This window comes from Micromonospora sp. NPDC048947 (genome assembly GCF_040649495.1).
GTDB lineage: Bacteria > Actinomycetota > Actinomycetes > Mycobacteriales > Micromonosporaceae > Micromonospora > Micromonospora alfalfae.
In genome coordinates this window covers 199,077-222,837 of record NZ_JBEZFO010000005.1, presented here as the reverse complement: position 1 = coordinate 222,837, position 23,761 = coordinate 199,077, and the positions used below count along the sequence as shown (strand labels likewise).

The window sequence follows — 23,761 nt, the reverse complement described above, 5'->3', positions numbered from 1 at the left end:
GTCTCACCCACCCCGGGAGCAGGCTGGTGGCATGAGTGATCCGAACGGGCTGATCCAGCCGGGGCGCGCCGCGCCCGGTTTCGCACTGCCGGCCACCCCGGACGGGGCTCTGCTGGGGCCTGAGCAGTTCCGTGGCCGGCCGGTCGTGCTCGCCTTCTACCCCGCCGACTGGAGTCCGGTCTGCGGTGACCAGATGTCGCTCTACCAGTCGGCGGCACCCGTCTTCGCCCAGTACCGGGCGGTGGTGCTCGGCCTGTCGGTCGACAGCATCTGGTCACACCGGGCCTTCGCGGAGAGCCGGGGCATCGAGTTCCCCCTGCTGGCCGACTTCGAGCCCAAGGGCGAGGTGGCCCGCAGCTACGGCGCGTACATGGCGAACGGTGAGGCGGCCCGCGCGCTGGTGGTGCTGGACCCGGCGGGGACGGTGACCTGGAGCTACCTGTCACCGCCGGACGTCAACCCCGGCGCCGACGGCATCTTCGACGCGCTGGACCAACTCGCCGCCGATCGGAAGGTGATGGCCGGATGAGCACTCCACTGCAGGTCACCGCCCGACTTCGAGATCCGGTGACCACCGACGACCACATCCGGGGGCCGGCCGACGCGGCGGTGACCATCGTCGAGTACGGCGACTTCCAGTGCCAGTTCTGCGGTGCCGCGTACCCGAACCTGCACGAGTTGCTGCGGCAGCGGGCCGACACCGTACGGCTGGTCTACCGCTACTTCCCGATCGCCAACGTGCACCCCTACGCCGAACGGGCCGCAGAGACAGCCGAGGCCGCCGGGGTCCGGGGCCGGTTCTGGGAGATGCACGACTGGCTCTACGAGCATCAGGACCAGCTCGACCCGGTGCACCTCTCGCTCGGCGTCGAGCAGGTCGGGTTGCCGCCGGACGAGTTGAACGCCGAGGTGGAGAACCGTGCGCACGCGGACCGGGTGCGTCGGGACTTCGTGGGGGGCATCCGCAGCGGGGTGAACGGCACCCCGACCCTGTTCGTGAACGGCATCAGGCACGACGGCGGGTACGACCTGCCCGACCTGCTGACTGCGGCGGACGCGGCCGCCAACGCCTGACCCCACTCAGATCAGCCGCAACTCGCGCGCCCGCCGGACCGCCTCGCGCCGGCGGGTCGCGTCGAGTTTGCGGTAGATGTTGCGGACGTGGGTCTTCACCGTGTTCACCGAGAGGGACAACTCGCTGGCGATCTCCACGTTGGACAGGATGCTCTGCAGGTAACGCAGGATGGTCAGCTCCCGCTCGGTGAGCGGCTCGTCGAGTACGCCCCTCGGCCCGGCGGCCGGACCGTCGGCATCCTGTCCCGCGCCCCGCACCAGGTCACTGACCAGCGTGAAGTGGGCGGTGCCCGCGTCCAGGTGCACGGCCAGCAGGTCCCGCACCTGTGGTTCGGCGCGGGTGAAGACCCGGCGGCAGCCCTGCGGGCCGGCCAGGTCCAACGTCTGCTCCAGGATCCGACCGGCCCGACGCCCGTCCCCGGCGCGCTGGGCCAGCACCGCGTCGAGCAGACCGGCGTCCAGGCGTACCGGTAGCGGCCAGGCGGTGGCGGCCGGCGCCTGCCAGTCCGGCAGGGTCCGCTCGGCGGTGGCGGCGTCGCCGGCCCGCAGCTGCACCTTCGCCAACGTCACAGCGAGCACCGGGTCGGCCCCCTCGTCGGTGGCACCGGCCAGCAGGTCTCGGGCGGAGTCCAGGTCGCCGCGCGCGGCCCGCAGGTCGGCCTCGGCGGCCCGCAGCAGCCCGGTCAGCTCGTCGGCGGACGGCCGGTCGGCCAGCGCCTCCCGGGCTCGGACGAGCAGCCGCTGACCGGTCGCCGGATCGCCGGAGTCGCGGCGTAGCTGCGCCCGGCACAGCGCGGCCACCGCCGCCGCCACCGGTTCGTCGCAGGCGGCAGCCGGCCAGTCGACGCCCGCCTCAGCGTCGCCGGGCCAGCCGCCGGCCACGTCGAGCCCCGGGAGGGCGAGGGCGAGGTTCGCCGTGGCCTCCTCGGGCTGGTCGCGCAGCAGCGCCACAACGGCGAGAGCCAGGTACGCGTGGGCGCAGTCGAGCCGACAGGACCAGCCCCGACACTGCGGCATGCCGAGCGCGTCCCTGGCCGCCTGCTCGGCTGAGCGCAGCTCGCCGCGCACGGCGAGCAGCAGCGCGGCGCGGCTCGCGGCGACCAGCTCGGTACGTGGCCGGCCGGCTTCCCGAGCGGCCGCCCGGGCCCGCACGAACCGGGCGGTCGGCAGCGCCCCGTCGGCCAACTCGACCAGCCCCAGCGCGGTGCCCGTGAACGCCCGCAGGTCCAGGTCGTCGGCTGCGGCGCCGCCACCTGCCGTCGGGGCGGAACCGGTCACCCCGGTCGGCAGCCGGGTCGGCGTGGCTTCCACGGGGCGGGTGCGCAGCAGGCGAGCGGCGGCGGCCCGGACCTCGACACGGTCGTCGGCGAGCCGGGCCACTGTCAGCTCCAGCGAGGTGACCAACCGCAGGAACCGGTCCCGGCGCGGCACCGGCAGGCCGGTGGCGTGTTCGGCGGCGGCACGCAGGTGACCGGTGGCGGCCGGCAGGTCACCGGCGTACGCGCGCTCGGCGGCGCAGGCCAACGCCACCTCCGGGTCGGCGCGGATCACCTCCGCAGGCGGCGGCGTGGGCGCCGAGGCGTGCACCGGGCCCCGGTCGTAGCGGGTCAGCTCCGGCCAGTGCGCGACGAACAGGTCACCGGCCAGGTCCCAGCGGCCGGCGGCCAGGGCGTGCCGCAGAGCATCGGCGGGCCGGCCGTCACCCGCGTACCAGTCGGCGGACCGGACGTGCAGCTCGCGCAGCTCGTCGGCGGGCAACCGGGCCAGGTCGGCGCGGAGCAGGTCGGCGAGGAGTGACTCGCACCGGTACCAGGGTGGCCGGGTGTCCTCCCGGTGCAGCAGACCACCGGTCCCGGCCAGGTCGGCCAGCACCTGCCCGGCGTCGGCGCGGCCGGTCAACGCCTCGGCCAGGTCGGCGCAGACGGCGTCGACGACTGCGGTACGGCGCAGAAGGTCCTCCTCGGCCGGGTCGAGCGTCGCCAGCACCTCCTCGCGCAGGTAGCCGGCGATCTCCGGCTGGTCGCCGCCGAACTGCCCCACCCAGCGCTCCGGGTCGGGCTGTCCGCGTACCGCCAGTGCGGCGATGCGCAGCGCGGCCGGCCAACCGCCGGTGCGCTCCCGCAGCCGGTGCACGGCGGTCGCCGGCAGCGCGGCGGCGTGGGCGGTGAGCAGGTCGGCCACCTCGTCGTCGGTGAACGCCAGCTCGTCCGGGCCGATCTCGGTCAGCTCGCCGGCGAGGCGCAGCCGGTGCAGCGGCAGGTGCAGTCCGGCCCGCGCACCGATCACCAGACGGAGCCGCCGCCCGGCATGCCGCAGCAGGAACTCCAGGCCGGTCAACGCCGCCGGGTCGGCGACCCGGTGCAGGTCGTCCAGGATCAGCAGCACCGGCCGGTCGGCGTCGGCGAGAGTGGCGGCCAGCGCCTCCAACTGGTCGGGACGCGGCGGCCGGTCGGGCACCGGGCCGCCCTCCGTCGCCCCGGTCGCCGAGCGCAGCGCCGCGGCGAGGTACGCCCAGAGCCGGTCGGAGTCGTCGCCGGCCTCCACCGACATCCACGCCGAGACCGGGACGTCAGCCAACGAGACCGACAGGTCGCCGGAGTCCGGCACTGTCGCGCCCGGCTGCACGTCGGGTGGCGCGCCGCCCAGCCGCATCCAGGAGGCGAGCAGCGTGGTCTTGCCCCAGCCGGCCGGGGCGGCCACCAGGGTGACCGGTCCCGCGCTGCCCTCGTCCAACCGGCGCAGCAGGCGGGGCCGGGCGACCACCGGCTCCGGCGGCACTGCCGGCGTCAGCCGGGACGCCAACAGTGGTGGCCCCGGTGCCGGCTCGACCCGTACGTGATCCTGTTGCGGCACCCAGCCCCACCCCCACCACACGCTCCGCCCCCGGTCGGCGAGCGGTTACCCGGCACAAGCCGGTTCACCCCTTCCGGGCGAGCGCGCTTCACCCGGGTGCGACAGACGATCGGGGGACGTGAACCGGGAGGACGGGTGGTACCGATGGGACGGCTGGCGCGGGCGGGACCCGCCCTCGGCGGGGCGGCGCTGGCCGGGGCGGCGCGGCTGCTGCGCGTACCCCGTCGGGGTGCCCGGCGCGGCGCGGACGGCGATGCTGCCGCGCCGGCCCGGTGGGAGGTGGTGACGGTCGACCGGCCGCCGGAGCAGGTGCTGCCGGAGGGCCGCTGGCCGGAGCCGCTGCGTCGCCTCGACGGGGCGGTCGAGGTGCGGGTGCGCCCGGCGCCCGGTGACCGGGGCACCGAGCTGGCCGCGCGGCCGTTGGCCGGCGTCACCCCGCCCACCGGGCTGGCCGCGCACCTGGTCGGCGACGACCCGGGTCTGCTGGTCCGCCGGACCCTGCGCCAGATCAAGCAGCGGGTGGAGGCCGGTGAGGTGCTCCGCGCGGACCGGTCCGCGCTGGACCGCCCGGAGGTCCACGGGTGAGAGCGCTGTGTTGGGTGGCAGCCGGCGAGCTGGCCGTACGCGAGGTCCCCGACCCGGAGCTGCGCAACGAGCGTGACGTCATCGTCCGGGTTCGGCGCAGCGCCACCGGCGGGGGTGATCTGCCGCTGCTGGCCGGCCGGCACCCGCTGCTGCGGCCCGGCGACGTGCTCGGTGCGGAGTTCCTGGGCGAGGTGGTGGAGGCCGGCCCCGGGGTCCGCCGACACCGCGCCGGCGATCGGGTGGTGGTCGGCGCGAGCGTGGCCTGCGGCGGCTGCTGGTACTGCCGCCGCGGGCTGCACTCCTGCTGCGACAACGCCCATGCCGACCTGCCCAGCGCCGACCCCGACTGGGTCCGCTCCGACGCCGGCTGTTTCGGCCGGCCCCGGGCGGCGGGCGGTTTCGCTGGCGGCCACGCCGAGTACGTGCGGGTGCCGTACGCCGACGTGAGCGCCTTCCGGGTGCCGGACGCCGTCGACGACGTCCGGGCGGTGTTCGCCGCGGACGTGGCGCCGACCGGGTGGCTCGCCGCCGAGTTGGGTGCGGTACGTCAGGGCGACGTGGTGGCGATCTGGGGCGCCGGGGCGGTGGGTCAGGTGACCGCCCGGGCGGCGGTGCTGCGCGGCGCCGCCCGGGTGCTGGTGGTGGACCGGCACGAGGAGCGGTTGCGGATGGCCGAGCGGCATTCCGACGCCGAGCCGCTCGACTACCGCCGCACCGACGTCGCGGCCGAACTGCGCGACCGTAGCGGTGGGCGCGGGCCGGACGTGTGCGTGGTGGCGGTCGGCACGCCGCCGGACCGGTCGAGGGCCGACCGGTTCGGTGGCCAGCACGCCGACCGGCCGGACGCGCTGCGGGAGGCGGTGCACGCGTGTCGCAAGAGCGGCGTGGTGGTGGTGCTCGGCGGGACGGACGGGTTCGTCGACGCGTTCCCGCTGGGCGCGCTGACCGAACGGCGGCTCACGCTGCGCGGCGCCGGTCGGCCGGATCTGCGGGACGTGCCGATGCTGCTGGACCGGATGGCCCGCGGCGAGCTGCGGACCGAACACCTGGCCACCCACCGGCTGCCGTTGGCGCAGGGCCCCGAGGGGTACGCGCTGTTCCGGGACCGGGCCGACGGTTGCGTACGGGCGGTGTTCACGCCCTGACTGCCCACTGGTGATCACGTCATCGTCGGCGGTGGATGGCAGACTCCGGGGATGGCCGTGGAGCGAACGTACGACGTGGTGTTGTTCGGAGCGACCGGGTTCACCGGCGGCCTGACCGCTGAATACCTGGCCCGACACGCGCCTGCCGAGCTGCGCTGGGCGTTGGCCGGGCGCAACCCGCAGCGCCTCGCCGCCGTTCGGGACCGGCTCGCCGCGATCGACCCGAGCCTGGCCGACCTGCCGCTGCTCACCGCCGACGTGACCGACGCCGACTCCCTGCGGTCGGTGGCCCAGAGCGCCCGGGTGGTGGCCAGCACCGTCGGCCCGTACATCCACCACGGGGAGCCGCTGGTGGCGGCCTGCGCCCGGGCCGGCACCGACTACCTGGACATCACCGGCGAGCCGGAGTTCGTCGACCTCATGTACGTGCGCCACCACGCCGAGGCGACCCGCACCGGTGCCCGGCTGGTGCACGCCTGCGGCTTCGACTCCGTCCCGCACGACCTGGGTGTCTGGTTCACCGTCAAGCAGTTGCCCGCCGATGTCCCGATCACTGTGGACGGGTACGTGCGCGCCGGCGGCCGGTTCTCCGCCGGCACCTACCACTCGGCGCTCACCGCGTTCTCCCGTACCGGGCAGGCCAGCCGGGCCGCCCGGGACCGACGAGCGGTCGAGCCGCGCCCCACCGACCGGCGGGTCCGGGCGGTGCCCGGCCGGCTGGCCCGCTCGGCGGAGCTGGGCATCTGGACGGTGCCGCTGCCGACCATCGACCCGCAGGTGGTCCGCCGCTCGGCCGCGGCCCGCACGGAGTACGGCCCGGACTTCCGCTACCGGCACTTCGCCGCAGTGAAACGGCTGCCCACGGTGCTGGCCGGCGCGGCCGGGCTCGGCGCGCTGATCGGGCTGGTGAAGCTGCCGCCCAGCCGACGCTGGCTGCTCGGCCGGCTCGCGTCCGGGCAGGGGCCCACCGCCCAGCAGCGCGCGTCGTCCTGGTTCCGGGTCCGGTTCGTCGGCACCGGCGGCGGGCAGCGGGTGGTCACCGAGGTCGCCGGCGGTGACCCCGGCTACGACGAGACGGCGAAGATGCTGGCCGAGTCGGCGCTGTGCCTGGCGCTCGACGAGCTGCCGTCAATCTCCGGCCAGCTCACCCCGGTCGCCGCGATGGGTGACGCGCTGCTCGACCGGCTCGTCCGGGCCGGCCTCACCTTCCGGGTGCTCACGCAGGAGACGCGGGAGCCCGCGGCTTGACCCTCGACCGGGTCGAGGGGGCAGGATGCCCAGCGTGAGCGACCTGCACAGCATCGGCGAGCTGGCCCGGGCCAGCGGCCTGACCGTCAGCGCACTGCGCTTCTACGACTCGGCGGGGGTGCTGGAGCCGACCCTCGTCGACCCGGTGACCGGCTACCGCTGGTACACCGAGGGGCAGATCGCCCCGGCCCGGCTGGTGGCCGGGCTGCGTCGGATCGGCATGCCGGTGCCGGAGATCGCCGCCGCGGTACGCGCCGAGCCGGCAGTGGTGCACAAACTGCTCGACGCGCACCTGCGCCGGCTGGCCGACGGGCTCAGCGACGCCCGCCGCGAGGTCGACCGGCTCCGCGCCCTGGTCGACCCGGCCCCGCCGACCGCCACCACACTCCTGGTCGCCCCCGCCGCCCTGGCCGCCGCGCTCGACGCGGTGCGTTTCGCCGTCGGCGTCGACAGGGAGTTGCCGATGCTCGCCGGCGTGCTGTTCGACGTGGAGGCCGACGGCGTCCGGCTCGTCGCCACCGACCGGTACCGGCTCGCGCTGGCTCGCGCCGGGGCCGACGTCGACGGGCCGCCGGTGCGGGTGTTCGTGCCGGTGGCCCTCGTCGACCAGCTCCGGCCACTGCTCGACACCGCCGACACCTGGCCGGTACGGCTGACGGTGGCGGGCGCGGACCTGCGGGTGCGGGTGGCCGAGCGCACTGTGGCCGGCGTTGCGCTGCCGTACGACTTCCCGGACTACCACCGGCTGCTGCGCAAGTCCGTCGGTGAGCGGCCGACAGCGCGCCGGATCCCGGTGGACGTGGCCGCGCTGCGCGCCGCGCTGGCCGACCCTGCGGCCCCCACAGTCGCCCTCGACCACGACGGCACGACCCGGGAGGTCACAGTGCTCGGCGTCGACGACCAGGGCGGCCTGCGGCTGCTTCCCGCCGGTGACCTGGGCACCGACGCGCTGCGGGTCGGGGTTGACGGTCGTTACCTGCTGGACGCGCTGAACGCGGCCGGCGCTTCGCAACTGGTGCTGGAGCTGGATGGGCCGATCGCACCGCTGGCCGTACGCCGACCGGACGACGCGGACACCTACTCGGTGCTCATGCCGATCCGGCTCTGAGCCGGCGGCCAGCACTCCCCGTCCCGGGAGGAAAAGCCCGCGACGGTAGCATCTGGTGGTTCACCTGTGACCCCGGACGGAGGCGTACGGAGCAGCATGCTCGACATGGAGTTGATCCGGAAGGATCGCGAGGCGGTGGCGACCGCGCTGGCGAAGCGTCTGGATCCCGCCGAGGTCACCCGTGCCCTGGACGAGATCCAGCGGCTCGACCAGGAACGCCGCGCCCTGATCACGGAGATCGACGCCGAGCGGCAGCGCCGCAAGGCCGAGGCCCGGGCGTACGCGCAGGCGAAGCGGGCCGGTGAGGAGCCGCAGGCCGCCGCGCCGGAGGCGGAGCGTAAGCAGCTCGCCGAGTTGGAGTCCCAGCTGGACGAGGTGCAGGCCCGGCTGCGCGACGCGATGAGTGAGCTGCCCAACCTGCCCAGCGACGACGTCGTGGCCGGCGGCAAGGAAGCCAACCGGGTGGTGAAGACCTTCGGCGAGCCGCCGGTGATCGAGAAGGTCCGCGACCATGTAGAGCTGAGCCGCGCGTTGGGCCTGGTCGACTACGAGCGTGGGGTCAAGCTCGGTGGGTCCGGTTTCTGGATCTACACAGGGGTCGGCGCCCGGCTGGAGTGGGCGCTGCTCAACTACTTCGTCGACCAGCACATCAGGGCCGGTTACGAGTTCCTGCTCCCGCCGCACCTGCTGCTGGACTCGGCCGGCTTCGCCGCCGGGCAGTTCCCCAAGTTCTACGACGACGTCTACCACCTGGACTCGGCGTCCGCCCCGCGTGGCCAGTTCCTGCTGCCCACGTCGGAGACGGCGATCCTCGGCGCGTACCAGGACGAGATCCTGGAGACCCCGACGCTGCCGCTGAAGGCGTTCGCGTACACCCCGTGTTACCGGCGGGAGTCGGCCGGCTCGCACTCGGACGAGCGCGGCACGGTGCGGGGGCACCAGTTCAACAAGGTGGAGATCTTCCAGTTCACCCTGCCGGAGCAGGCCGACGCGGCGCTGGAGGAGATGCTCGCCCACGCCGAGAGCCTGGTCGAGGGGCTGGGTCTGCACTACCAGCGCACGCTGCTCTCGGCCGGCGACGCCAGCGCCTCGATGAAGAAGACCCTCGACATCGAGGTGTGGATGCCGAGCACCGGCAAGTACAAGGAGGTGTCGTCGGTCTCCTGGGCCGGCGACTACCAGGCTCGTCGGGCGGCCATCCGTTACCGCGAGCCGGGCGGCAAGCAGACGCGCTTCGTGCACACCCTCAACGGCTCGGCGCTGGCAACGAGCCGGCTCTTCCCGGCGATCCTGGAGCAGTACCAGCAGGCCGACGGCAGCGTCCTGATCCCCAAGGTCCTCCAGGACCGCCTAGGCACCGACCGTCTGACCCCCCTGCGCTGAATCAGTCGGCGGCGGGGCTGGTGCGATCCGCACCAGCCCCGCCGTCGTCGTTTCGGGCCACGGGTGTCAGACCGTGGTCGATCCCGACGGTTCAGGCACCGAACACCTCCGCGTGGGTCAGCCGGGCGTCACCGGGCCGCCAGTCAGCGACCGTGATCGCCACGTACCGCCCGGAGGACGTGGTCGTGACCGTGGTCTCGGGTTTCGGCTTCGCAACCGAGGCGACCGTCACGTAGCCGAGCCCGTCGGCCGAGGTGGCTACGGTGACCGGCCGTCGCCGACCGGGAGTCCAGGTCAGTCGGACCGAGGCCAGATCCCGCAGCGATCCGAGGTCGATCACCATTCGGCCGTTCGGGCCGGGTTGCCAGGCGGTCCCCGGGTCGCCGTCGACGGCGGCCGACGGGTCGGTCATGCCGGCCGGGAGCGGTGACGTCGGGTAGATCGTCCGGGACCGGGCCAGGTCGTTGGTCGGCGTCACCGTCGCACCCGCGAACGTGACGTCCTTGCGGTGTCCGGCGGGGACCGTCACCCGCTGTCGGGCGCCGCCGGCCGCAGATTCCACCTGCACCTTCACGATGTGCCCGGCGGGCGCGGTGACTCGCAGGTGGTGCGAGTCGGTGACGTCGAAGCGGGTACCGGCGGGGATCGCCTTCTCCGGCTGTGCCGCGGTCACGGTGAACCGGGGCGGCTCGACGCGTGCGCTCGCGGCGGCAAGGTCGACCTGGTAGGTGCTGGTCCCCGATCCGGTGACCTGGCTTCCGTGGTAGAGCCGCAGCGTGGCGTACTGCGACAGGGTGACGGCCGCCCCCGTGATGTCGTCGCCGGACAGGTTGAACAGGCTGAGGTATCCGTCCGCGTCACTCACCCGCAACGCCTCCGGACCACCGCTGGGCAGGGTTCGAGACGCCGCGGCGGCCAGGGCCGACCTGCTCGCGCCCGCGTACCCCTCGATGACCAGCCGGGTGCTGCCGGTGGCCGGTCCGCTGGACAGGGTGACCGTGGTGGCGGTCACGGTGATCGGATTCTGGGCGTTGTGGACCACCAGCCCTGCTCGTCCGTCGACGTCCAGCCAGGAGCCGGCGATGGTCGGGCTGTCCGGCACCACCGCCGCGTCGCTCCAGTCGGTGCCGTCCAGAGAGGTCTGGATGACGTAGCGGGTGCCGTACGCGGCCTCCCAGTCCAGGCGTACGCCGCTGATGTCGATCGGCTCGCCGAGGTCGACGGCGAGCCAACTGTCCGCGCGTGCGCGTTCCTCCCGGGCGACCGCCCAGCGGGTGCCGGGGTTGCCGTCGGTCGCGCGCGCCGCCGGGTAGGCGGGGTCGGCGGACGAGGCCGTGGTGGGCCGGCCGGTGGCGTGGTCGACCCCACCGGCGTCGAGCACGGCGAAGGCGAACAGCGAGTAGCCGTACTGGGTGGCGGGGGTTCGGCCGAGCATCCGCACGTACCGGGCCGGACGAGGCGCGAAGCTGATCTGGTCGGTTCCGCCGTCGCCGACGCCCGATTGCCCGGTCAGGGTGACCGACCCCTGTTCGCCGGTGAAGGTACGGGTGCCGGTGAGCCCGGGTACGCCGGGCATGTCCAGATTGAACAGGGTGAGCGTGCCCTCGTCGGCACCGGTGCCGGTGGTGGCGTACACGACCGTGCCGGTGGGCAGCGTGACGTATCCGGCGGTGCCGCCGGCGACGCGGAGCACGGTCGCCGTGGCGTCGACACCGTCCCGGGCCACTGTGTACGCGGCGGAGGTGCGACCGAGGACCGGCGCGGACTGCCTCGGCAGCAGCGAGGCGGCCCGGGTGTCGAACAACCAGTTGTCGTGGGCGGGCGCCCACTGGAACGAGACGAATCCGGTCTTGCTGACCGCCGCGGCGAAGGCGGTCGCGCTCTGGTGGGCGGTCAGCCCGGCCTGCTCCCCGAAGTCCCTGGTGCCCGCCGCCGCCGTGAAGAACGCGGTGCTGGCGACCGGCTCGACCACGCTGCCGTTGGCCGCCCGCCAGGAGTGGAAGAGGTAACTGATGGCGACTTCGGCCCGGGCCTCGGGCTCGTACTTCGGCTCGCCGCTGAACTTGGTGAGCCGATTCTCGGGCGGGTAGTTCAGGTAGGGCATGAGCCGGTCGGCGAGGTCCGCCTCGGCGCGGGCGGCGTGCCGGTCGCCCTGGACCTGCGCGAGGAAGGCGAGCGGCAGGACGTCACGGCCGTACAGGTGGTAGCGGTCCGCCACCATCGGCATGAAGGGTTCGCCGGCATCGCTGGCCAGCAGCCGCATGGTCCGCCACAGCTGGTCGCCGCTGGGCTGCCGGGAAAGTGCCTCGGGGAGCGGTTGGCCGGCGGCCAGGAAGTGCGCCGCGGTACGACCCGCGGTGCGCCACAGCTCTTCCTGGTAGTGCGGGCCGAAGGAGCCGTGGTTCTCGACCAGGAACGTGTCGTGGATGTTGTGGGCGGTGTTCCAGTCCGCGACCGCCCGCCCGTCGACGACGGTGGGGTTGGCGCGGTCGGCGGCCGGTAGTCCACTCGCGTTCAGCGTCCACATCGAGAACCGCTCACGCCACGCCGCGGCTGCGGGGTCGTCCGGCGCCCAGGCCAGGCCGGGCGCGATCGCCTGGGCGTAGACCCCCATCTCCTCGAGCTTGGTGTCACCGATCCAGCCACCGGTGAGGCCGTTCGGCGTCCAACTACCACTCAGCGGGTCGTTACCGGTGCCGAGGGAATGGGCGTACGCGGCCTGCCCGCGGGCGATGCGGTCAACGTTGGTGCGGGTCACCTCGTCCAGTTCGGACCACAGCAGTCGGGCGGCCAGGACAAAGTACAGCTCGAAGGTGCTGTCCCAGAAGAGCTGTCGGCCCCATTCGGTGCCGCCGGCGAGCCGGTTGGTGGCCGCGAATCGGCGGATGGTGGCGACGGTACGGGCGTGCAGCGTGTCCCGGTCGACGCCTGCGGCCGCCGGGTCGTACCCGGGCGAGGTGAGCAGGACCGCGTTACCGAGGACGACCGCGAACCTGAAGTCCGCGAGGCGGTATGCGTTGATCGCCGGATCCCATTGCTCCTCGGCCCATCGGGTGTGGGCGAGCAGCAGCGCGTGGTAGGTCTTGGCAACCGGGCCGATGGCGGCAGCCGGTGACGTGGTGGCGGATGGCGCGGCCTGGGCGGCGGCGGGTCGGGCGATGGCGAGTCCAGCGCCGATGGCGCTGCCAAGGATGAGGAGCCGCCGCCTGCTCAACTCGAATTCGGATATACGCATGGTGGTCCTTCGGTGTGACAACGTTGTCAGACAGACTCTGACGATCGTTTCCGGATGTCAAGGCCACGTCGTTGCCTCACGGCTTCGGCCGGCGGGGGTTCCGGTACCGCAAGACACCCCGCCCTTCCGGCCGTCGATCATGAAGTTATTGCCCGTCGCCTCCGCGTGTCGTGGCAATAACTTCATGATCAACAGGGCGGGGGCGGGGGTGGGGGCGGCGGGGGTGGGTCAGGGTTGCTGTTAGCAGGAGGGCTGCCAGGGCGGCTAGGAGCGGGGCTGGGCCGATGGTGTCTAGGGCGGTGGCCAGTGTGTGTTGTAGCTGGGACGCCGCTCGGATGACCGGGTCGTGCAGCGCGTCGCGCTGGCCGGCGGCCAGGCGTAGCTCGTACCAGCCGTACCAGGCGACGTAACCGCCGGCGACCAGCAACACCAGGCCACTGAGGCGGGGCACCAGCGCGCCGACGACGCGCAGCCGGGCCACCAGGCCGTCGCGCAGCAACGCCACCCCGAGCGCGGCGACAGCTACCACCAGACCCATCCCGAGGGCGTACGCACCGAACAGCGCCAACCCCCGACCGGTCGAGCCGGCCTGGAGGCTGGTCACCACGATGGCCAGGAACGGCGCGATGGCGCAGCCGAGCGACGCCAGCGCGTACACCGCGCCGAAGAGCGCCATCGACGGCCAGGACCGGGTCAGCCGGGGCGCCCGGGCGGACCAGCCGGGGGCGGGCAGCCGCCGACCGGCGAGCAACCAGCAGCCGGCCACCACCAGCAGCACGCCGAGCGCCACTGTCAGCCACGGCAGCCGGGGCCGCAACCAGCCGGCCAGCGGCGCGAGCGCCAGGCCGAACGCGCCGAACACCAGCACGTACCCCACTGTCAGCCCGGCCGCCGCGGTGAGCGCGCGGCCGACCGCGCCGCGGGTGTCCGACTTCCCGGCGACCAACAGCGAGAGGTACGCGGGCAGCAACGCGAAGCCGCACGGGTTGACAGCGCCGAGCATGCCGGCGGTCAGCGCGAGCAGCAGTGTGGCGGTCACGCCCCGGCCAGTGCGGTGACCTTGGCGGTGAGCGCCTCACCGTCGAGGAAGCCGTGGTGGACGACAGCGCCGTTCCGGTCGATGATCACGAAGATGCTCTGCTCGGTCACCTTGAACCGCTTCCAGAGCGCGCCAGTGGTGTCCGCGATCTGCGGCGCTGCGCCGAGGTCGAACTCGGTGACGAACTCCTTCATGGCCTTCCGCTCGCCCAGCCCGGCGACGCCGATGATCGGCACGGTGTCCCGGTACCGGGGTTCGATCTCGGCCACCGTCCAGGCCTGGCTGGCGCAGGTGGCGCACCACGGCGCCCAGAACCACAGCACCACCGGTTTGCCGGCGAGCTGTGCCGCGTCGAACACGGCCCCACCGAGCGTGGTCCCGGTGAAGCGCAGCACGTCCGGGACCTGCGCCGGGGCGGCAGGTGGTCCGTCGGTCGGCGCGTCGGTCGGCGTGGGCTCGACGCCGGTCGAGGCCGGGGCCGATCCGGCGGCGGCGGGCCCACCCGGCGCGGTCCCGGTACAGGCGGCACCACCGAACAGGGCCACCACTAGCACGCCGACGGTGGCGGCACCGCGAAGCCGCCCGACCCCTGCCCACGCCCTGCTGATCCGCATCCGCTTCTCCGTTCCGGTCCGGAAGGGACCCCTGCTGGGCCTGACGCTTCGCTATTCAGCCTTGGCGAGTCGGAGAGCCAGCTCCGGGCAGACCTTGACCGCCTTCAGCGCGCCCTCGCGCAGCCAGGTCGGCACGGGGGTGGCCGGGAAGGCGGGGTATCCGTTCGCGTCGAGCCGGATGAAGTCCGGTACGACGTGCGCGCAGAGACCGTGCCCGTCGCAGCGGGACCAGTCCAGGGTGAGCTTCTGCGGGTTCGCGTCGGGTGCTCCCGGCAGCCCCATCACGCCCTTGACCCGTCGGCCACAGCCGTCGCCGGTGCTGTGCAGCCGCAGGTCCTCGGCGAAGACCTCGATCGCGGAGAGCGCGAACCGGGCGGTGCCGTCGGGGTGGCTGCACGCGCCCCGGCCCCGCACCTCACCGGCGGCGGCGCGCACCACGTCCGCCGGTTGGCTGCCGGCGACGGCCAGGTCCACCGCGCGGGCCAGGTCGGGCAGGCCCATCTTGCACGGCCCGCACTGACCGGCGGACTCGCCGGCCAGGTAGCGCACCACCTGGGCGGCTTCACCGAGCGGGCAGGTGTCGACACCGAGCGGGACGATGATGCCCGCGCCGAGGGTGCCGCCGACGGCGGCCAGCCCCTTGCGGGAGACCTCGGCCTTCTCCGCCGCCTCCGGGGTGATCCACTTGCCGTGGTAGCCGCCCATCAGGATGCCCTGGACGTCCGGCACCTCGCAGAGATCGAGGACGTCGCGCAGCGGCATACCGGCTGTGCACTCGACCACCGCCGGTCGGCCCGCCGCACCGGTCACCGTGAGCAGCACGGTCCCCGGCTCGTCGTCGGTGCCGAGCGCCGCGTACTCGTACGGGCCCAGTCGGGCACCGATGGCGAGCTGCGCGAACGTCTCGGCGTTGGACAGCAGGGTGGGCAGGCCGCTGACCCCCGAGTCGCTGGAGCGTTTCTTGGTGCCCGGCGGGATGTGCGGCAGACCGTTGATCCCGTTGACAAGTGCGCCGCCCTCACCGGAGATGAACCGGTGCGGCACCGTGACGATCGTCGTCTGCACCGGCATCCGGCGCTCGTCGAGGGCCTCCATCAGCGAGTCCCGGCCGACCCCGTCGTCCGCCACGCCGATCACGATCTCGTCGGCGTCCAGGGCGTACGCGGCCAGCGCCGCCCCGTCCAGGATCAGGTGCGGGGCGCGGGTCAGCAGCACCTTGTCCTTCCAGCTGGCCGGCTCCCCCTCGGTGGCGTTGACGACCACCACGGCGGCGAGGTCCTGCCGCTCGCAGGACTCCAGCACCGCGCGCAGTTTGCGGGCGAACGGGAAACCAGCTCCGCCCTTGCCCTTGAGCTGCATTCCCTCGGCGAGCTGGAGCAGCTGCGCCGGCTCCATCGGGCCGATCGGTCCGTGCACCTCCTCGTGCGCGAGCAGGTCGAGTCGGCCGTACTCGGCGAAGCCGGCGGTGAGCCGGGGCTCGCCCACGCAGGCGACCGGTGGCACGGCGGTCCGCATCACTTCGCCTCACCCCGCAGCCCGGCCCAGTACGCCCCGTCCACAGCGTCGGCGCTGGCCTTGCGACGCTTGGACTTGCCCTCGCCGGCTGCCCGTCGAGCACGGCGGGACGCCAGGTCGACGAGGGTCGGGGTGTCGTCGACGGGCGGCGCCACCTCGTCCGGCACGTACCGGGCCGGCGGACGCCAGTAGTCCGGCTCCTCGGGCAGGTCGTCCTCGGCGCTGTGCCGGCCGCTGCCGCTGCGCGGCGCCGACGAGATCGGGCTGCCGGAGATCGGGCCGGCGGAGATCGGCTCGACGGAGATGGGGCTGGCGGAGATGGGCTCGTCGGCCTGCCACCGGCGTGGACTGTCCCACGGCTCCTCGGCCTCGCCGAGGGTCGGCTGCGGCGGCGCCGAGTAACGGCTGCCGTCGTCCTCGCTGCGGGACCGGCGACGGGACCGCTCAGAGGTCTGCTCGTCGGCGCGTCGCCGGCCGGTCGGCACTGCCTCGTCGCGGGTGCGGGAGCCGCGCCGCCGGGTCACCGGCTCCAACTCCTCCTCGTCGCGTCGGCGGGTGCCGGTGTCCTCCACGCTGCGACGGGCCGATCGGCTGGTGGTGCTCTCCTCGGCACGCCGGCTGCGCGAGGACCGTTCGGTGTCGCGGCGGGCTGCCGGCTCCTCCTCCCGCCGACGTCGGCTGGGCCGGGTCGGCTCGACGAGCGAACCGGGCTCGGGCACCACCGGGACGGTGAACCGTTCGGGGTCCCGTCGCGCGGCAGGCGCGGCCCAGGTGGCGGTGGTGGTTTCCGCCCAGGCGGGACGCTTGTCGGCGGCCTTGCTGCGCCGACCCAACCCGGCCAGCAGCGATCGGGCGGTCTTCGCCTCCTCGGCCCGGCCGGCCATCACCGCGTTGCGCACCGATGCCTGGTGCTGCTCGCGGCTGCGCCGACCGATGGTGACCGAGAACCGGACCAGCAGGGCCAGCACCACCAGCAGGAGGCAGCCGCCGTAGCTGAACATCACCCAGGGCGCTGCGGCCCGACCGGCGTTGAGGCCGTGCACGATGGCGAACGGCCAGGCCACGTAGGCGGTGGAGTGCAACGTGCGCCACAGCCACTTCGGACCGACGCCGGCGAAGCGGGCCCGGATGATGCCGGTCCAGATCACGCTGACCATCAGCAGCGCGGCCACAGTGCCGAGCCCGACGTAGAGCCCTCGGCCGCCGACGAACGGCACCAGCGCGTCGGTCGCCGCCGCCCGCCCGGTGGCAATCTTGGTGAGGACGTGGAAGCCGAGCCCGGCCACGCCCAGCACGCCGGTGGCCCGGTGTGCCGACTGCATCAGCACCCGGTGCGGGATGCGCAGCACCAGCCGGTCGGTGGCGAGCAGGCCCAGCATCACGGTGAGGCTCAACGCCACCAGGGACACCACCCCGGCGAAGAACTCGGTGAAGAAGAAGCCGTACGCGTACGCCTTCTGGCCGGTACCGGTCAGCATGACCGCCGCCCAGAGCGCGGCGAGCACCGACGCGATCAGCAGGGCGCTCGCCGGCCGCGACGGGGTCCGCACCCCCCGACTGCTCTCGCTGGTCCGGACGGTCGCCGCCTTCTTGTCCTGCTGTGCCCGGGCCATCTGCTCCTCGATCGTCTCGCGGCGGCGTACCACCGGCCGACCCCTGCTCCCCCATCCAGTACGGACCGGCGGGGCGCGCGGATCACCCGCCGACGGAAATTTCTGGGCGGAAATCGAACCGAGGGGCGGGGCCGTGCGTTGTACCCACCTCACCCACCGACTTGGACAGTGACGAATGTCCATGCATTGACAGTCGCTGCAACACGCTTGTAACCTTTCAGCAAATTCCAGCCAGGCTTGCAAGATTCCGGCAAGCCGGCACTCCCCCACCGCACCACCACCCCCGCTCCCGTCAGGAGTCCCCATGCACCGACGTCGACACGGCTCGGCGCTCCTCGCCCTCGGCCTGATCGCCAGCCTGCTCGTCCCCACCGCCGTGACAACACCCCCGGCCGTCGCCGCCCCCTCCGGCGGCAAGAAGGTCATCGTCCAGCTCTTCGAGTGGAACTGGCCCTCGGTGGCCAGTGAGTGCCAGAGCACCCTCGGCCCGAAGGGTTACGGCTACGTGCAGGTCTCGCCCCCGCAGGAGCACGTGCGGGGCAACCAGTGGTGGTTGGCGTACCAGCCGGTCAGCTATCGGATCGAGTCCCGCAAGGGCACCCGGGCCCAGTTCCAGTCGATGGTGAACACCTGCCACGCGGCCGGGGTCAAGGTGATCGTCGACGCGGTGATCAACCACATGTCCGGTCAGGACAACGGCGGCACCGGCTGGGCCGGCTCGTCCTACTCGCACTACGACTACCCGGGCATCTACCAGACCCAGGACTTCCACCACTGTGGGCGCAACGGCGGCGACGACATCGCCAACTACAACGACAGGTACGAGGTGCAGAACTGCGAGCTGGTCAACCTCTCGGACCTGAAGACCGAGTCGGACTACGTCCGCACGAAGATCGCCTCGTACCTCAACGACCTGCTCTCGCTCGGCGTCGACGGTTTCCGGATGGACGCCAGCAAGCACATGCCGGCCGCCGACATCGCCGCGATCAGGGGCAAGCTCTCCCGCTCGGCGCACATCGTGCAGGAGGTCATCTACGGCGCCGGCGAGCCGGTGCAGCCGACCGAGTACACCGGCAACGGTGACGTGCACGAGTTCCGCTACGGCAAGGACCTGGCCCGGGTGTTCCGCTCCGAGCGGCTGGCGTACCTGCGCAACTTCGGCGAGGGCTGGGGACACCTGCCCACCGGCCCGGCTTCGGTGTTCGTGGACAACCACGACACCCAACGCGACTCCGGTGGGGTGCTGACCTACCGCGACCGGGGCATCTACGCGCTGGCGAACGCCTTCATGCTGGCCTGGCCGTACGGCTCCCCGACCGTCATGTCCAGCTACACCTTCAGCAACCGGGACGCCGGCCCTCCGTCGGACGGCGCCAACAAGACGCTCAACACCACCTGCTACTCCGGCTGGGAGTGCGAACACCGTTGGCCGGTGATCGCCAACATGGTTGGCTTCCGCAACGCCACCGAGGGTGCCGGTGTGGCCAACTGGTACGACAACGGCAACAACCACATCGCGTTCAGCCGCAGCGGCAAGGGCTTCCTCACCGTCAACGACGAGGACGCCGCGGTGAACGGCCGTTCCTACTACACGGGGCTGCCCGCCGGTCGATACTGCGACGTCATCCACGGCACCTACGCGAACGGCACGTGCAGCGGACCGGTGATCACCGTGGACGGTAGCGGCTGGTTCGCGGCGAACGTGCCGGCGCACGACGCCGTGGCCATCCACATCGGCGCACGAATCTGATTCGGCCGGGGCCTCCGGACGGCGGGTCTCGCCGAACCGGGGGCCCCGGAGCACTCGCCACCATAGAGTGGTTTCGTGCCGTTTGACCGAAAGAATCCGTACCGTCGCCGGGGCGTCTGGGTGGCCGCCGCGATCGGCGTACCCGCGCTGCTGGTGACCTCGCTGCTGGTCGGCCAGGCCCTCACCCCCAGCTCGACGGCCCCCGACGACCGCAACGTGGTGGTAGCCGACCCCACTCCGAGCAGTGTGGAGCAGAACCCGGAGGAGCCGATCCCCCCGGCCGCACCCGCCCCAGACGGGCTGCCGGTGGTCGACTACGACCCCGCGCCCGGAGGCTTCCCCGCCGATCCGTTCACCATGGACGTCACACCGCTGACCGACGGCCTGCACCCGACCAGCCGGATCGCCGCGTACGACGCGCCCGGCGGTCGGCCGCGCGCCTTCCTCGAACCGACCATCCGCGGTGTCGAGCTGACCATGCCGATCGCCCAGCGACGCGCCGGCTGGACGGCCGTTCTGCTGCCCTCGGCAAACCGCCAGCTCGCCTGGCTGCCGCCGGGCGGGTTCGAGACGGTGCCGCTGCGCGACCAGATCGTTGTGGAACGCGCCGTCCACCGGCTCACCTGGTACCGGGCCGGCAAGGCGGTGCGCTCCTGGGAGGTCAGCCTCGGCCAGTCGGGGCAGGAGACTCCACTGGGACGGACCTTCATCCTGGGCCGCACCCCACCGCCCGAGGAGGTCTACGGCGGGGTGGACATCTACGCCCTCGGTTCGGTGCCCGACGACCCGGAGTCGGTGCCGTCCGGGCTGCGCGGCGCGCACATCGGGGTGCACACCTGGAGCCACGACGGCGAGCTGGGCGAGAACACCACGAACGGCTGCATCCGGCTGACCCGCAGCGGTCAGCGGGAACTGCTCGCCGAGGTCCGTCCCGGCAGCAGCGTCGTCGTGGTCGACAAACTGGCCACCCCACCGCCGACCGCCTGAACACCGGCGCACACCGTCACTCGCCGAGCAGCCAGCCGTTCTGCTCGGCGACCCGGATCGCGTCGGCCCGGTTGCGGGCACCGGTCTTGCCGATCGCCGCGGACAGGTGGTTGCGTACCGTGCCCTCGGAGAGGTGCAACGCCCTGGCCAGGTCGGCGACGCTGCCACCGCCCCGGGCGGTCCGCAGCACCTCGGTCTCCCGCTCGGTCAGCGGGCTGACGCCGGCGGCCAGGGTCTCCGCGGCCAGCGTCGGGTCGACCACCCTCAGGCCGGCGTGCACCCGGCGGACCGCGTCGGCGAGCTGCCGGGCCGGGGTGTCCTTGACGACGAAACCGCTCGCACCGGCCTCCATGGCCCGGCGCAGGTAGCCGGGTCGGCCGAACGTGGTCACCACCAGCACCCGGCAGGTAGGCAGCGCGGCCCGCAACGCCGCTGTGGCGGCGATCCCGTCCAGGCCGGGCATCTCAACATCCAGCAGAGCGACGTCGGGAGCGCTGCGTCGGGCCTCGGGCACCACCTCGTCGCCCCGGCCGACCTCGGCGACCACCGTCAGGTCCTCCTCCAGCGACAGCAGTGCGGCCAGTGCACCCCGGACCAGCGCCTGGTCGTCGGCGAGCAACAGCCGGATCGGCGTTGAGCCGCCGCTCATCGGGCCTCCCCCGGCGCGTGCACCCGCAACAGAAAACCGTCGCCCGCCGGCCGCCGGCCGACGGTCACCACAGCGTCCAGCCGCCGCGCCCGCTCCCGCAGGCCCACCAGCCCGTGCCCGCTCGGGTCGGGAGTGGACGGGCCACGACCGTCGTCACTGATCTCGACCCGATCCGCGTGCACCCGAATGGCGCAGCACCGCGCCCCGCTGTGCCGGACCACGTTCGTCACTCCTTCCCGTACCGCCCAGCCGAACAACCGGTCCCACTCCTCCGGCAGCTCCGGCACCTCGGCCGACACGTCAGCGGCGATGCCCGCCGCGGCCAGCGCGGAGCGGGCTCCGGCCAGCTCGGCGGCCAGGCTGACCTCGCGGTACGCCCCGACCGTCTGTCGTACGTCGGCCAGCGCGGCCCGGGCCAGCGCCTCCACCTCGGCGATCTCGGCGGCGGCCCGCTCCCTGTCGACAGTGATCAGACGCCCGGCCAACTCGGCCTTGATCGCCACCACGGTCAGCGAGTGCCCGAGGATGTCGTGCAGGTCGCGGGCGGCGCGGGACCGCTCCTCGGCGACCGCGAGCCGACCGATCTCCTGTTGGGCGGCGCGGAGTTCGCTGTTGCGCTGGGCCAACCGGGACACCCCGAACATGGCGAACGAGGCGAGCAGCACCGCGAAGACGATGCCGTTCTCCGCCTCCCACCCCGGCACCAGCCAGGACGCCAGCATGGGGGTCACCGCGCAGAGCACCACGGCGGCCAACGCCTCCCACGGCGGTAACAGGAACACCGCCGCCGCGGCCACGTAGACCAGGCAGGCCAGCCAGTCCCCCTCGGTGCCCGGGAGGCTGGCCAGGCCCACCGCGAGCAGCAGCGCCAGCCCGGCCCGCGCCCGGCCGACCGGGATCGGCACCAGCGCCTGGCGCAGCTTGCGGGCCCACTGGAACAGCAGCACGTAACCGACACTGAAGACGACAAGGGCCACCACGCCGAGGACCCGCCGCCACAGCTCCGGCTGGTGCAGCGCGGTGGCGAGCGGCACGTTGAGGAAGAACAGCCAGACGGCGGCCAGCAGCCAGCCGGTGATCCGCCAGTGGCGGCTCACCGGCCAGGGCTGCCCGGTCGAGAGGTCCATCGTGTTCACGCTAGCGGTCGCGGCCGCTCAGACCCGCGCGGTGTCCCGGCGGAACAGCCGGGCCGCGCCGACGCCGAAGAGCAGCGCCCAGACGACGAGGTTCGCTACCGCCGCCAGGCTCACCCCGTCGCCGGTCAGTGGGGCGCGGGCCAGCACGCCCATGCCGTACACCGGGGTGAACTTCGCGACCTGCTGGAGCACGTCCGGCAGCACCTCGACCGGGACGAACAGCCCGCCGAACATGGCCAGCACCGCCAGCACCGGGCCGATGATCTGCATGACGTTCTCGGCTGGCGCCAGGTAGCCGATGAAGAGACCGAACGCGGCGAAGACCAGCGAGCCGACCCAGGCGGCGAGCCCGGACAGCAGCCAGACGTACGCCGGGACGCGGACGCCGGCCACGGCACCCACCAGGAACTCGATGACCACCGCGAGCAGACCGAGGCTCATCGCGGTGATCAGCTTGGTCGCCACGTACGCCGCCGGGCGGAGCGGGGTGAGCCGCAGTTGCCGGCTCCAGCCCAGCGCCCGTTCGGTGGCGACCGCGCCACCGACGCTGGTGGTCGCCACCATTGCCGCGTAGACGGCCAGGCTGATCATGACGTACGCCGTCACCGGTCGACCGTTGTCCAGTGACTGCCCGCCCTGCGGCAGGCCGAAGATGAGGAAGAAGACGCCCGGCATGATCAGCGTGAAGGCGAGGGTGCGGCGGTTTCGCAGCACCCGGCGCAGCTCGATGAGCAGGGCGCCGGGGGCGAACCCGCCCAGCGCGGGCAGCCGACGGTCCGGCTCGATGAGAGCGGAGCGGGTGGGGGTGGAGGTGGTCATCTCAGGCTCCGGTCTGCGCTGTGGTCAGGGCGAGGAAGGCGTCCTCAAGGTTGCGGGAGGTGATCTCGACGTCCCGGGCGGCGGTCCGGGTCAGCAGGTGCCGGGCGACGGCGTCCGAGTCGCCGGTCCGCACCAGCACGCTGTCGCCGCGCACCTCCACGGCGTCCACCCCGGGCAGCGCGGCGAGCGCGGCCTGGTCGGCCCCGGGCAGTGTGGCCCGCACGGTACGGCCGGCGGCCAGGTTCTTGATCTCCGCGGTGGTGCCGTCGGCGACGATGCGCCCCTGCCGGACCAGCACGATCCGGTCGGCGTACGCGTCCGCCTCGTCGAGGTAGTGGGTGGCGAAGATGACCGTCCGTCCACGCCGGGCATCGCGGCGCAGGGCCTGCCAGAAGTCCCGCCGACCCTCGACGTCCATTCCGGTGGTCGGTTCGTCGAGCACCATCAGGTCCGGGTCGGGCAGCAGGGCCAGCGCGAAGCGCAGTCGTTGCTGCTGACCGCCCGAGCAGCGCCCGACCACCCGGTCGGCGATGTCGGTGATGCCGGCCCGCTCCAACACCTCCGCCGCCGGGCGGGTGTGTCGGTAGAAGTGGGCGGTCATGCGTACGGTCTCGCCCACTGTGAGGTCCTTGAGCAGCCCGCCGGTCTGGAGCACGGCGGCGACCCGGCCTCGGGCCACCGCGTCGTCCGGCGTGCCGCCGAGGACGCGGACGGTGCCCGTGTCCGGGCGGGACAGCCCGAGCAGCATGTCGATGGTGGTGGTCTTGCCCGCGCCGTTCGGGCCGAGGAAGGCCACCACCTCGCCGGGCTGCACCCGTAGGCTCAACCCGTCGACAGCGGTGACCGCGCCGAAGCGCTTGGTGAGGCCGTCCAACTCGACAGCCGGATGCGTACTGGTCATGCCACTGATGCTCCGGCGGCGCGTACCCCGATGCCCGGAGCGGCCGTCACCTCCCGGCCGTGACATTTGTCAGGGCAGCCGGATTCCGGACGGACACAGCGGGTAAC

19 protein-coding genes are annotated in these 23,761 nt (G+C 73.3%); 9 read left to right on the top strand and 10 right to left on the bottom strand.

All coding sequences use genetic code 11. The annotated features are described in order from the left end of the window. Positions 1-31 precede the first annotated feature (31 nt). Both AB0B98_RS10230 and AB0B98_RS10225 read left to right on the top strand, forming a co-directional pair. Positions 32-529: a redoxin domain-containing protein gene (locus AB0B98_RS10230; RefSeq protein ID WP_238670084.1), complete on the top strand. Its 498-nt coding sequence runs from the start codon at positions 32-34 to the stop codon at positions 527-529. Beyond that, positions 526-1,074, top strand: a complete 549-nt coding sequence (locus AB0B98_RS10225) for a DsbA family protein (protein WP_091409221.1) — start codon at positions 526-528, stop codon at positions 1,072-1,074. Before AB0B98_RS10230 ends, AB0B98_RS10225 begins: the two co-directional genes overlap by 4 nt. A gap of 6 nt (positions 1,075-1,080) precedes the next feature. On the opposite strand, the gene AB0B98_RS10220 is transcribed toward AB0B98_RS10225, so the two are convergent. After that, on the bottom strand, positions 1,081-3,927 hold the full coding sequence (locus tag AB0B98_RS10220) for a LuxR C-terminal-related transcriptional regulator (RefSeq protein ID WP_357361860.1): 2,847 nt from the start codon (positions 3,925-3,927) through the stop codon (positions 1,081-1,083). Between the two features lie 144 nt (positions 3,928-4,071). Here AB0B98_RS10220 and AB0B98_RS10215 point away from each other — a divergent pair, with 144 nt between their 5' ends. The 5 genes from AB0B98_RS10215 (at position 4,072) to serS (ending at position 9,396) form a co-directional block, all read left to right on the top strand. Beyond that, positions 4,072-4,512, top strand: a complete 441-nt coding sequence (locus AB0B98_RS10215) for a hypothetical protein (protein ID WP_357361858.1) — start codon at positions 4,072-4,074, stop codon at positions 4,510-4,512. Beyond that, positions 4,509-5,657 carry an alcohol dehydrogenase catalytic domain-containing protein gene (locus AB0B98_RS10210; RefSeq protein ID WP_357361856.1) on the top strand — a complete coding sequence of 383 codons (1,149 nt, stop codon included), beginning with the start codon at positions 4,509-4,511 and terminating at the stop codon, positions 5,655-5,657. Before AB0B98_RS10215 ends, AB0B98_RS10210 begins: the two co-directional genes overlap by 4 nt. 51 nt (positions 5,658-5,708) lie before the next feature. Continuing rightward, complete coding sequence (locus tag AB0B98_RS10205) at positions 5,709-6,905, top strand: saccharopine dehydrogenase NADP-binding domain-containing protein (protein WP_357361854.1); 1,197 nt, start codon at positions 5,709-5,711, stop codon at positions 6,903-6,905. 25 nt (positions 6,906-6,930) lie between these two features. Next, the gene (locus tag AB0B98_RS10200; RefSeq protein WP_357361852.1) at positions 6,931-8,013 is read left to right on the top strand and encodes a MerR family transcriptional regulator; all 1,083 of its coding nucleotides are present in this window, start codon (positions 6,931-6,933) and stop codon (positions 8,011-8,013) included. 96 nt (positions 8,014-8,109) lie between these two features. Continuing rightward, positions 8,110-9,396, top strand: coding sequence for a serine--tRNA ligase (gene serS / locus AB0B98_RS10195; RefSeq protein WP_357362018.1), 1,287 nt, complete (start codon positions 8,110-8,112; stop codon positions 9,394-9,396). 91 nt (positions 9,397-9,487) lie between these two features. Here serS and AB0B98_RS10190 read toward each other — a convergent pair whose 3' ends face one another. From AB0B98_RS10190 to AB0B98_RS10170, 5 genes are all read right to left on the bottom strand, one after another. Beyond that, the gene (locus tag AB0B98_RS10190; protein ID WP_357361851.1) at positions 9,488-12,631 is read right to left on the bottom strand and encodes a discoidin domain-containing protein; all 3,144 of its coding nucleotides are present in this window, start codon (positions 12,629-12,631) and stop codon (positions 9,488-9,490) included. Positions 12,632-12,776: 145 nt separating this feature from the next. Next, a complete protein-coding gene (locus tag AB0B98_RS10185) occupies positions 12,777-13,670 on the bottom strand; it encodes a cytochrome c biogenesis protein CcdA (RefSeq protein WP_357361849.1) in 894 nt (297 codons plus the stop codon). Then, positions 13,667-14,284: a redoxin family protein gene (locus AB0B98_RS10180; protein ID WP_357361847.1), complete on the bottom strand. Its 618-nt coding sequence runs from the start codon at positions 14,282-14,284 to the stop codon at positions 13,667-13,669. Before AB0B98_RS10180 ends, AB0B98_RS10185 begins: the two co-directional genes overlap by 4 nt. A 51-nt stretch (positions 14,285-14,335) precedes the next feature. Beyond that, a complete protein-coding gene (locus AB0B98_RS10175) occupies positions 14,336-15,799 on the bottom strand; it encodes an NADH-ubiquinone oxidoreductase-F iron-sulfur binding region domain-containing protein (protein WP_357361845.1) in 1,464 nt (487 codons plus the stop codon). Further along, positions 15,799-17,445 carry a ferric reductase-like transmembrane domain-containing protein gene (locus tag AB0B98_RS10170; RefSeq protein ID WP_357361843.1) on the bottom strand — a complete coding sequence of 549 codons (1,647 nt, stop codon included), beginning with the start codon at positions 17,443-17,445 and terminating at the stop codon, positions 15,799-15,801. The genes AB0B98_RS10175 and AB0B98_RS10170 overlap by 1 nt, the downstream gene beginning before the upstream one ends. A gap of 271 nt (positions 17,446-17,716) precedes the next feature. Between AB0B98_RS10170 and AB0B98_RS10165 the strand changes: the two genes are divergently transcribed. After that, positions 17,717-19,162 (top strand): alpha-amylase family glycosyl hydrolase, encoded by a 1,446-nt coding sequence (locus AB0B98_RS10165; protein ID WP_357361841.1) that lies wholly within the window; start codon positions 17,717-17,719, stop codon positions 19,160-19,162. Between the two features lie 75 nt (positions 19,163-19,237). After that, a complete protein-coding gene (locus AB0B98_RS10160) occupies positions 19,238-20,149 on the top strand; it encodes a L,D-transpeptidase (RefSeq protein WP_357361840.1) in 912 nt (303 codons plus the stop codon). A gap of 16 nt (positions 20,150-20,165) precedes the next feature. Here AB0B98_RS10160 and AB0B98_RS10155 read toward each other — a convergent pair whose 3' ends face one another. Genes AB0B98_RS10155 through AB0B98_RS10140 form a run of 4 tightly spaced genes read right to left on the bottom strand, consistent with a single transcriptional unit; the run spans position 20,166 to position 23,654 of the window. Then, positions 20,166-20,798, bottom strand: coding sequence for a response regulator transcription factor (locus AB0B98_RS10155; protein ID WP_238670096.1), 633 nt, complete (start codon positions 20,796-20,798; stop codon positions 20,166-20,168). Next, positions 20,795-21,925 (bottom strand): histidine kinase, encoded by a 1,131-nt coding sequence (locus AB0B98_RS10150; protein ID WP_357361838.1) that lies wholly within the window; start codon positions 21,923-21,925, stop codon positions 20,795-20,797. Before AB0B98_RS10150 ends, AB0B98_RS10155 begins: the two co-directional genes overlap by 4 nt. 27 nt (positions 21,926-21,952) lie before the next feature. Then, entirely contained in the window at positions 21,953-22,753 is an 801-nt protein-coding gene (locus AB0B98_RS10145; RefSeq protein ID WP_357361836.1) for an ABC transporter permease, read from the bottom strand. 1 nt (position 22,754) lies between these two features. Further along, positions 22,755-23,654 carry an ABC transporter ATP-binding protein gene (locus tag AB0B98_RS10140; protein WP_238670099.1) on the bottom strand — a complete coding sequence of 300 codons (900 nt, stop codon included), beginning with the start codon at positions 23,652-23,654 and terminating at the stop codon, positions 22,755-22,757. Between the last annotated feature and the right edge of the window lie 107 nt (positions 23,655-23,761).

Excerpts from the sequence above, each read along its gene's own strand:
- AB0B98_RS10225 (WP_091409221.1), top strand. The coding sequence starts at position 526 with ATGAGCACTCCACTGCAGGTCACCGCCCGACTTCGAGATCCGGTGACC.
- AB0B98_RS10150 (WP_357361838.1), bottom strand. The coding sequence starts at position 21,925 with ATGGACCTCTCGACCGGGCAGCCCTGGCCGGTGAGCCGCCACTGGCGG.
- AB0B98_RS10140 (WP_238670099.1), bottom strand. The coding sequence starts at position 23,654 with ATGACCAGTACGCATCCGGCTGTCGAGTTGGACGGCCTCACCAAGCGC.
- AB0B98_RS10215 (WP_357361858.1), top strand. The coding sequence starts at position 4,072 with ATGGGACGGCTGGCGCGGGCGGGACCCGCCCTCGGCGGGGCGGCGCTG.
- AB0B98_RS10205 (WP_357361854.1), top strand. The coding sequence starts at position 5,709 with ATGGCCGTGGAGCGAACGTACGACGTGGTGTTGTTCGGAGCGACCGGG.
- AB0B98_RS10200 (WP_357361852.1), top strand. The coding sequence starts at position 6,931 with ATGCCCAGCGTGAGCGACCTGCACAGCATCGGCGAGCTGGCCCGGGCC.
- AB0B98_RS10180 (WP_357361847.1), bottom strand. The coding sequence starts at position 14,284 with ATGCGGATCAGCAGGGCGTGGGCAGGGGTCGGGCGGCTTCGCGGTGCC.
- AB0B98_RS10145 (WP_357361836.1), bottom strand. The coding sequence starts at position 22,753 with ATGACCACCTCCACCCCCACCCGCTCCGCTCTCATCGAGCCGGACCGT.
- AB0B98_RS10155 (WP_238670096.1), bottom strand. The coding sequence starts at position 20,798 with ATGAGCGGCGGCTCAACGCCGATCCGGCTGTTGCTCGCCGACGACCAG.
- AB0B98_RS10230 (WP_238670084.1), top strand. The coding sequence starts at position 32 with ATGAGTGATCCGAACGGGCTGATCCAGCCGGGGCGCGCCGCGCCCGGT.
- AB0B98_RS10165 (WP_357361841.1), top strand. The coding sequence starts at position 17,717 with ATGCACCGACGTCGACACGGCTCGGCGCTCCTCGCCCTCGGCCTGATC.
- AB0B98_RS10175 (WP_357361845.1), bottom strand. The coding sequence starts at position 15,799 with ATGCGGACCGCCGTGCCACCGGTCGCCTGCGTGGGCGAGCCCCGGCTC.
- serS (WP_357362018.1), top strand. The coding sequence starts at position 8,110 with ATGCTCGACATGGAGTTGATCCGGAAGGATCGCGAGGCGGTGGCGACC.
- AB0B98_RS10190 (WP_357361851.1), bottom strand. The coding sequence starts at position 12,631 with ATGCGTATATCCGAATTCGAGTTGAGCAGGCGGCGGCTCCTCATCCTT.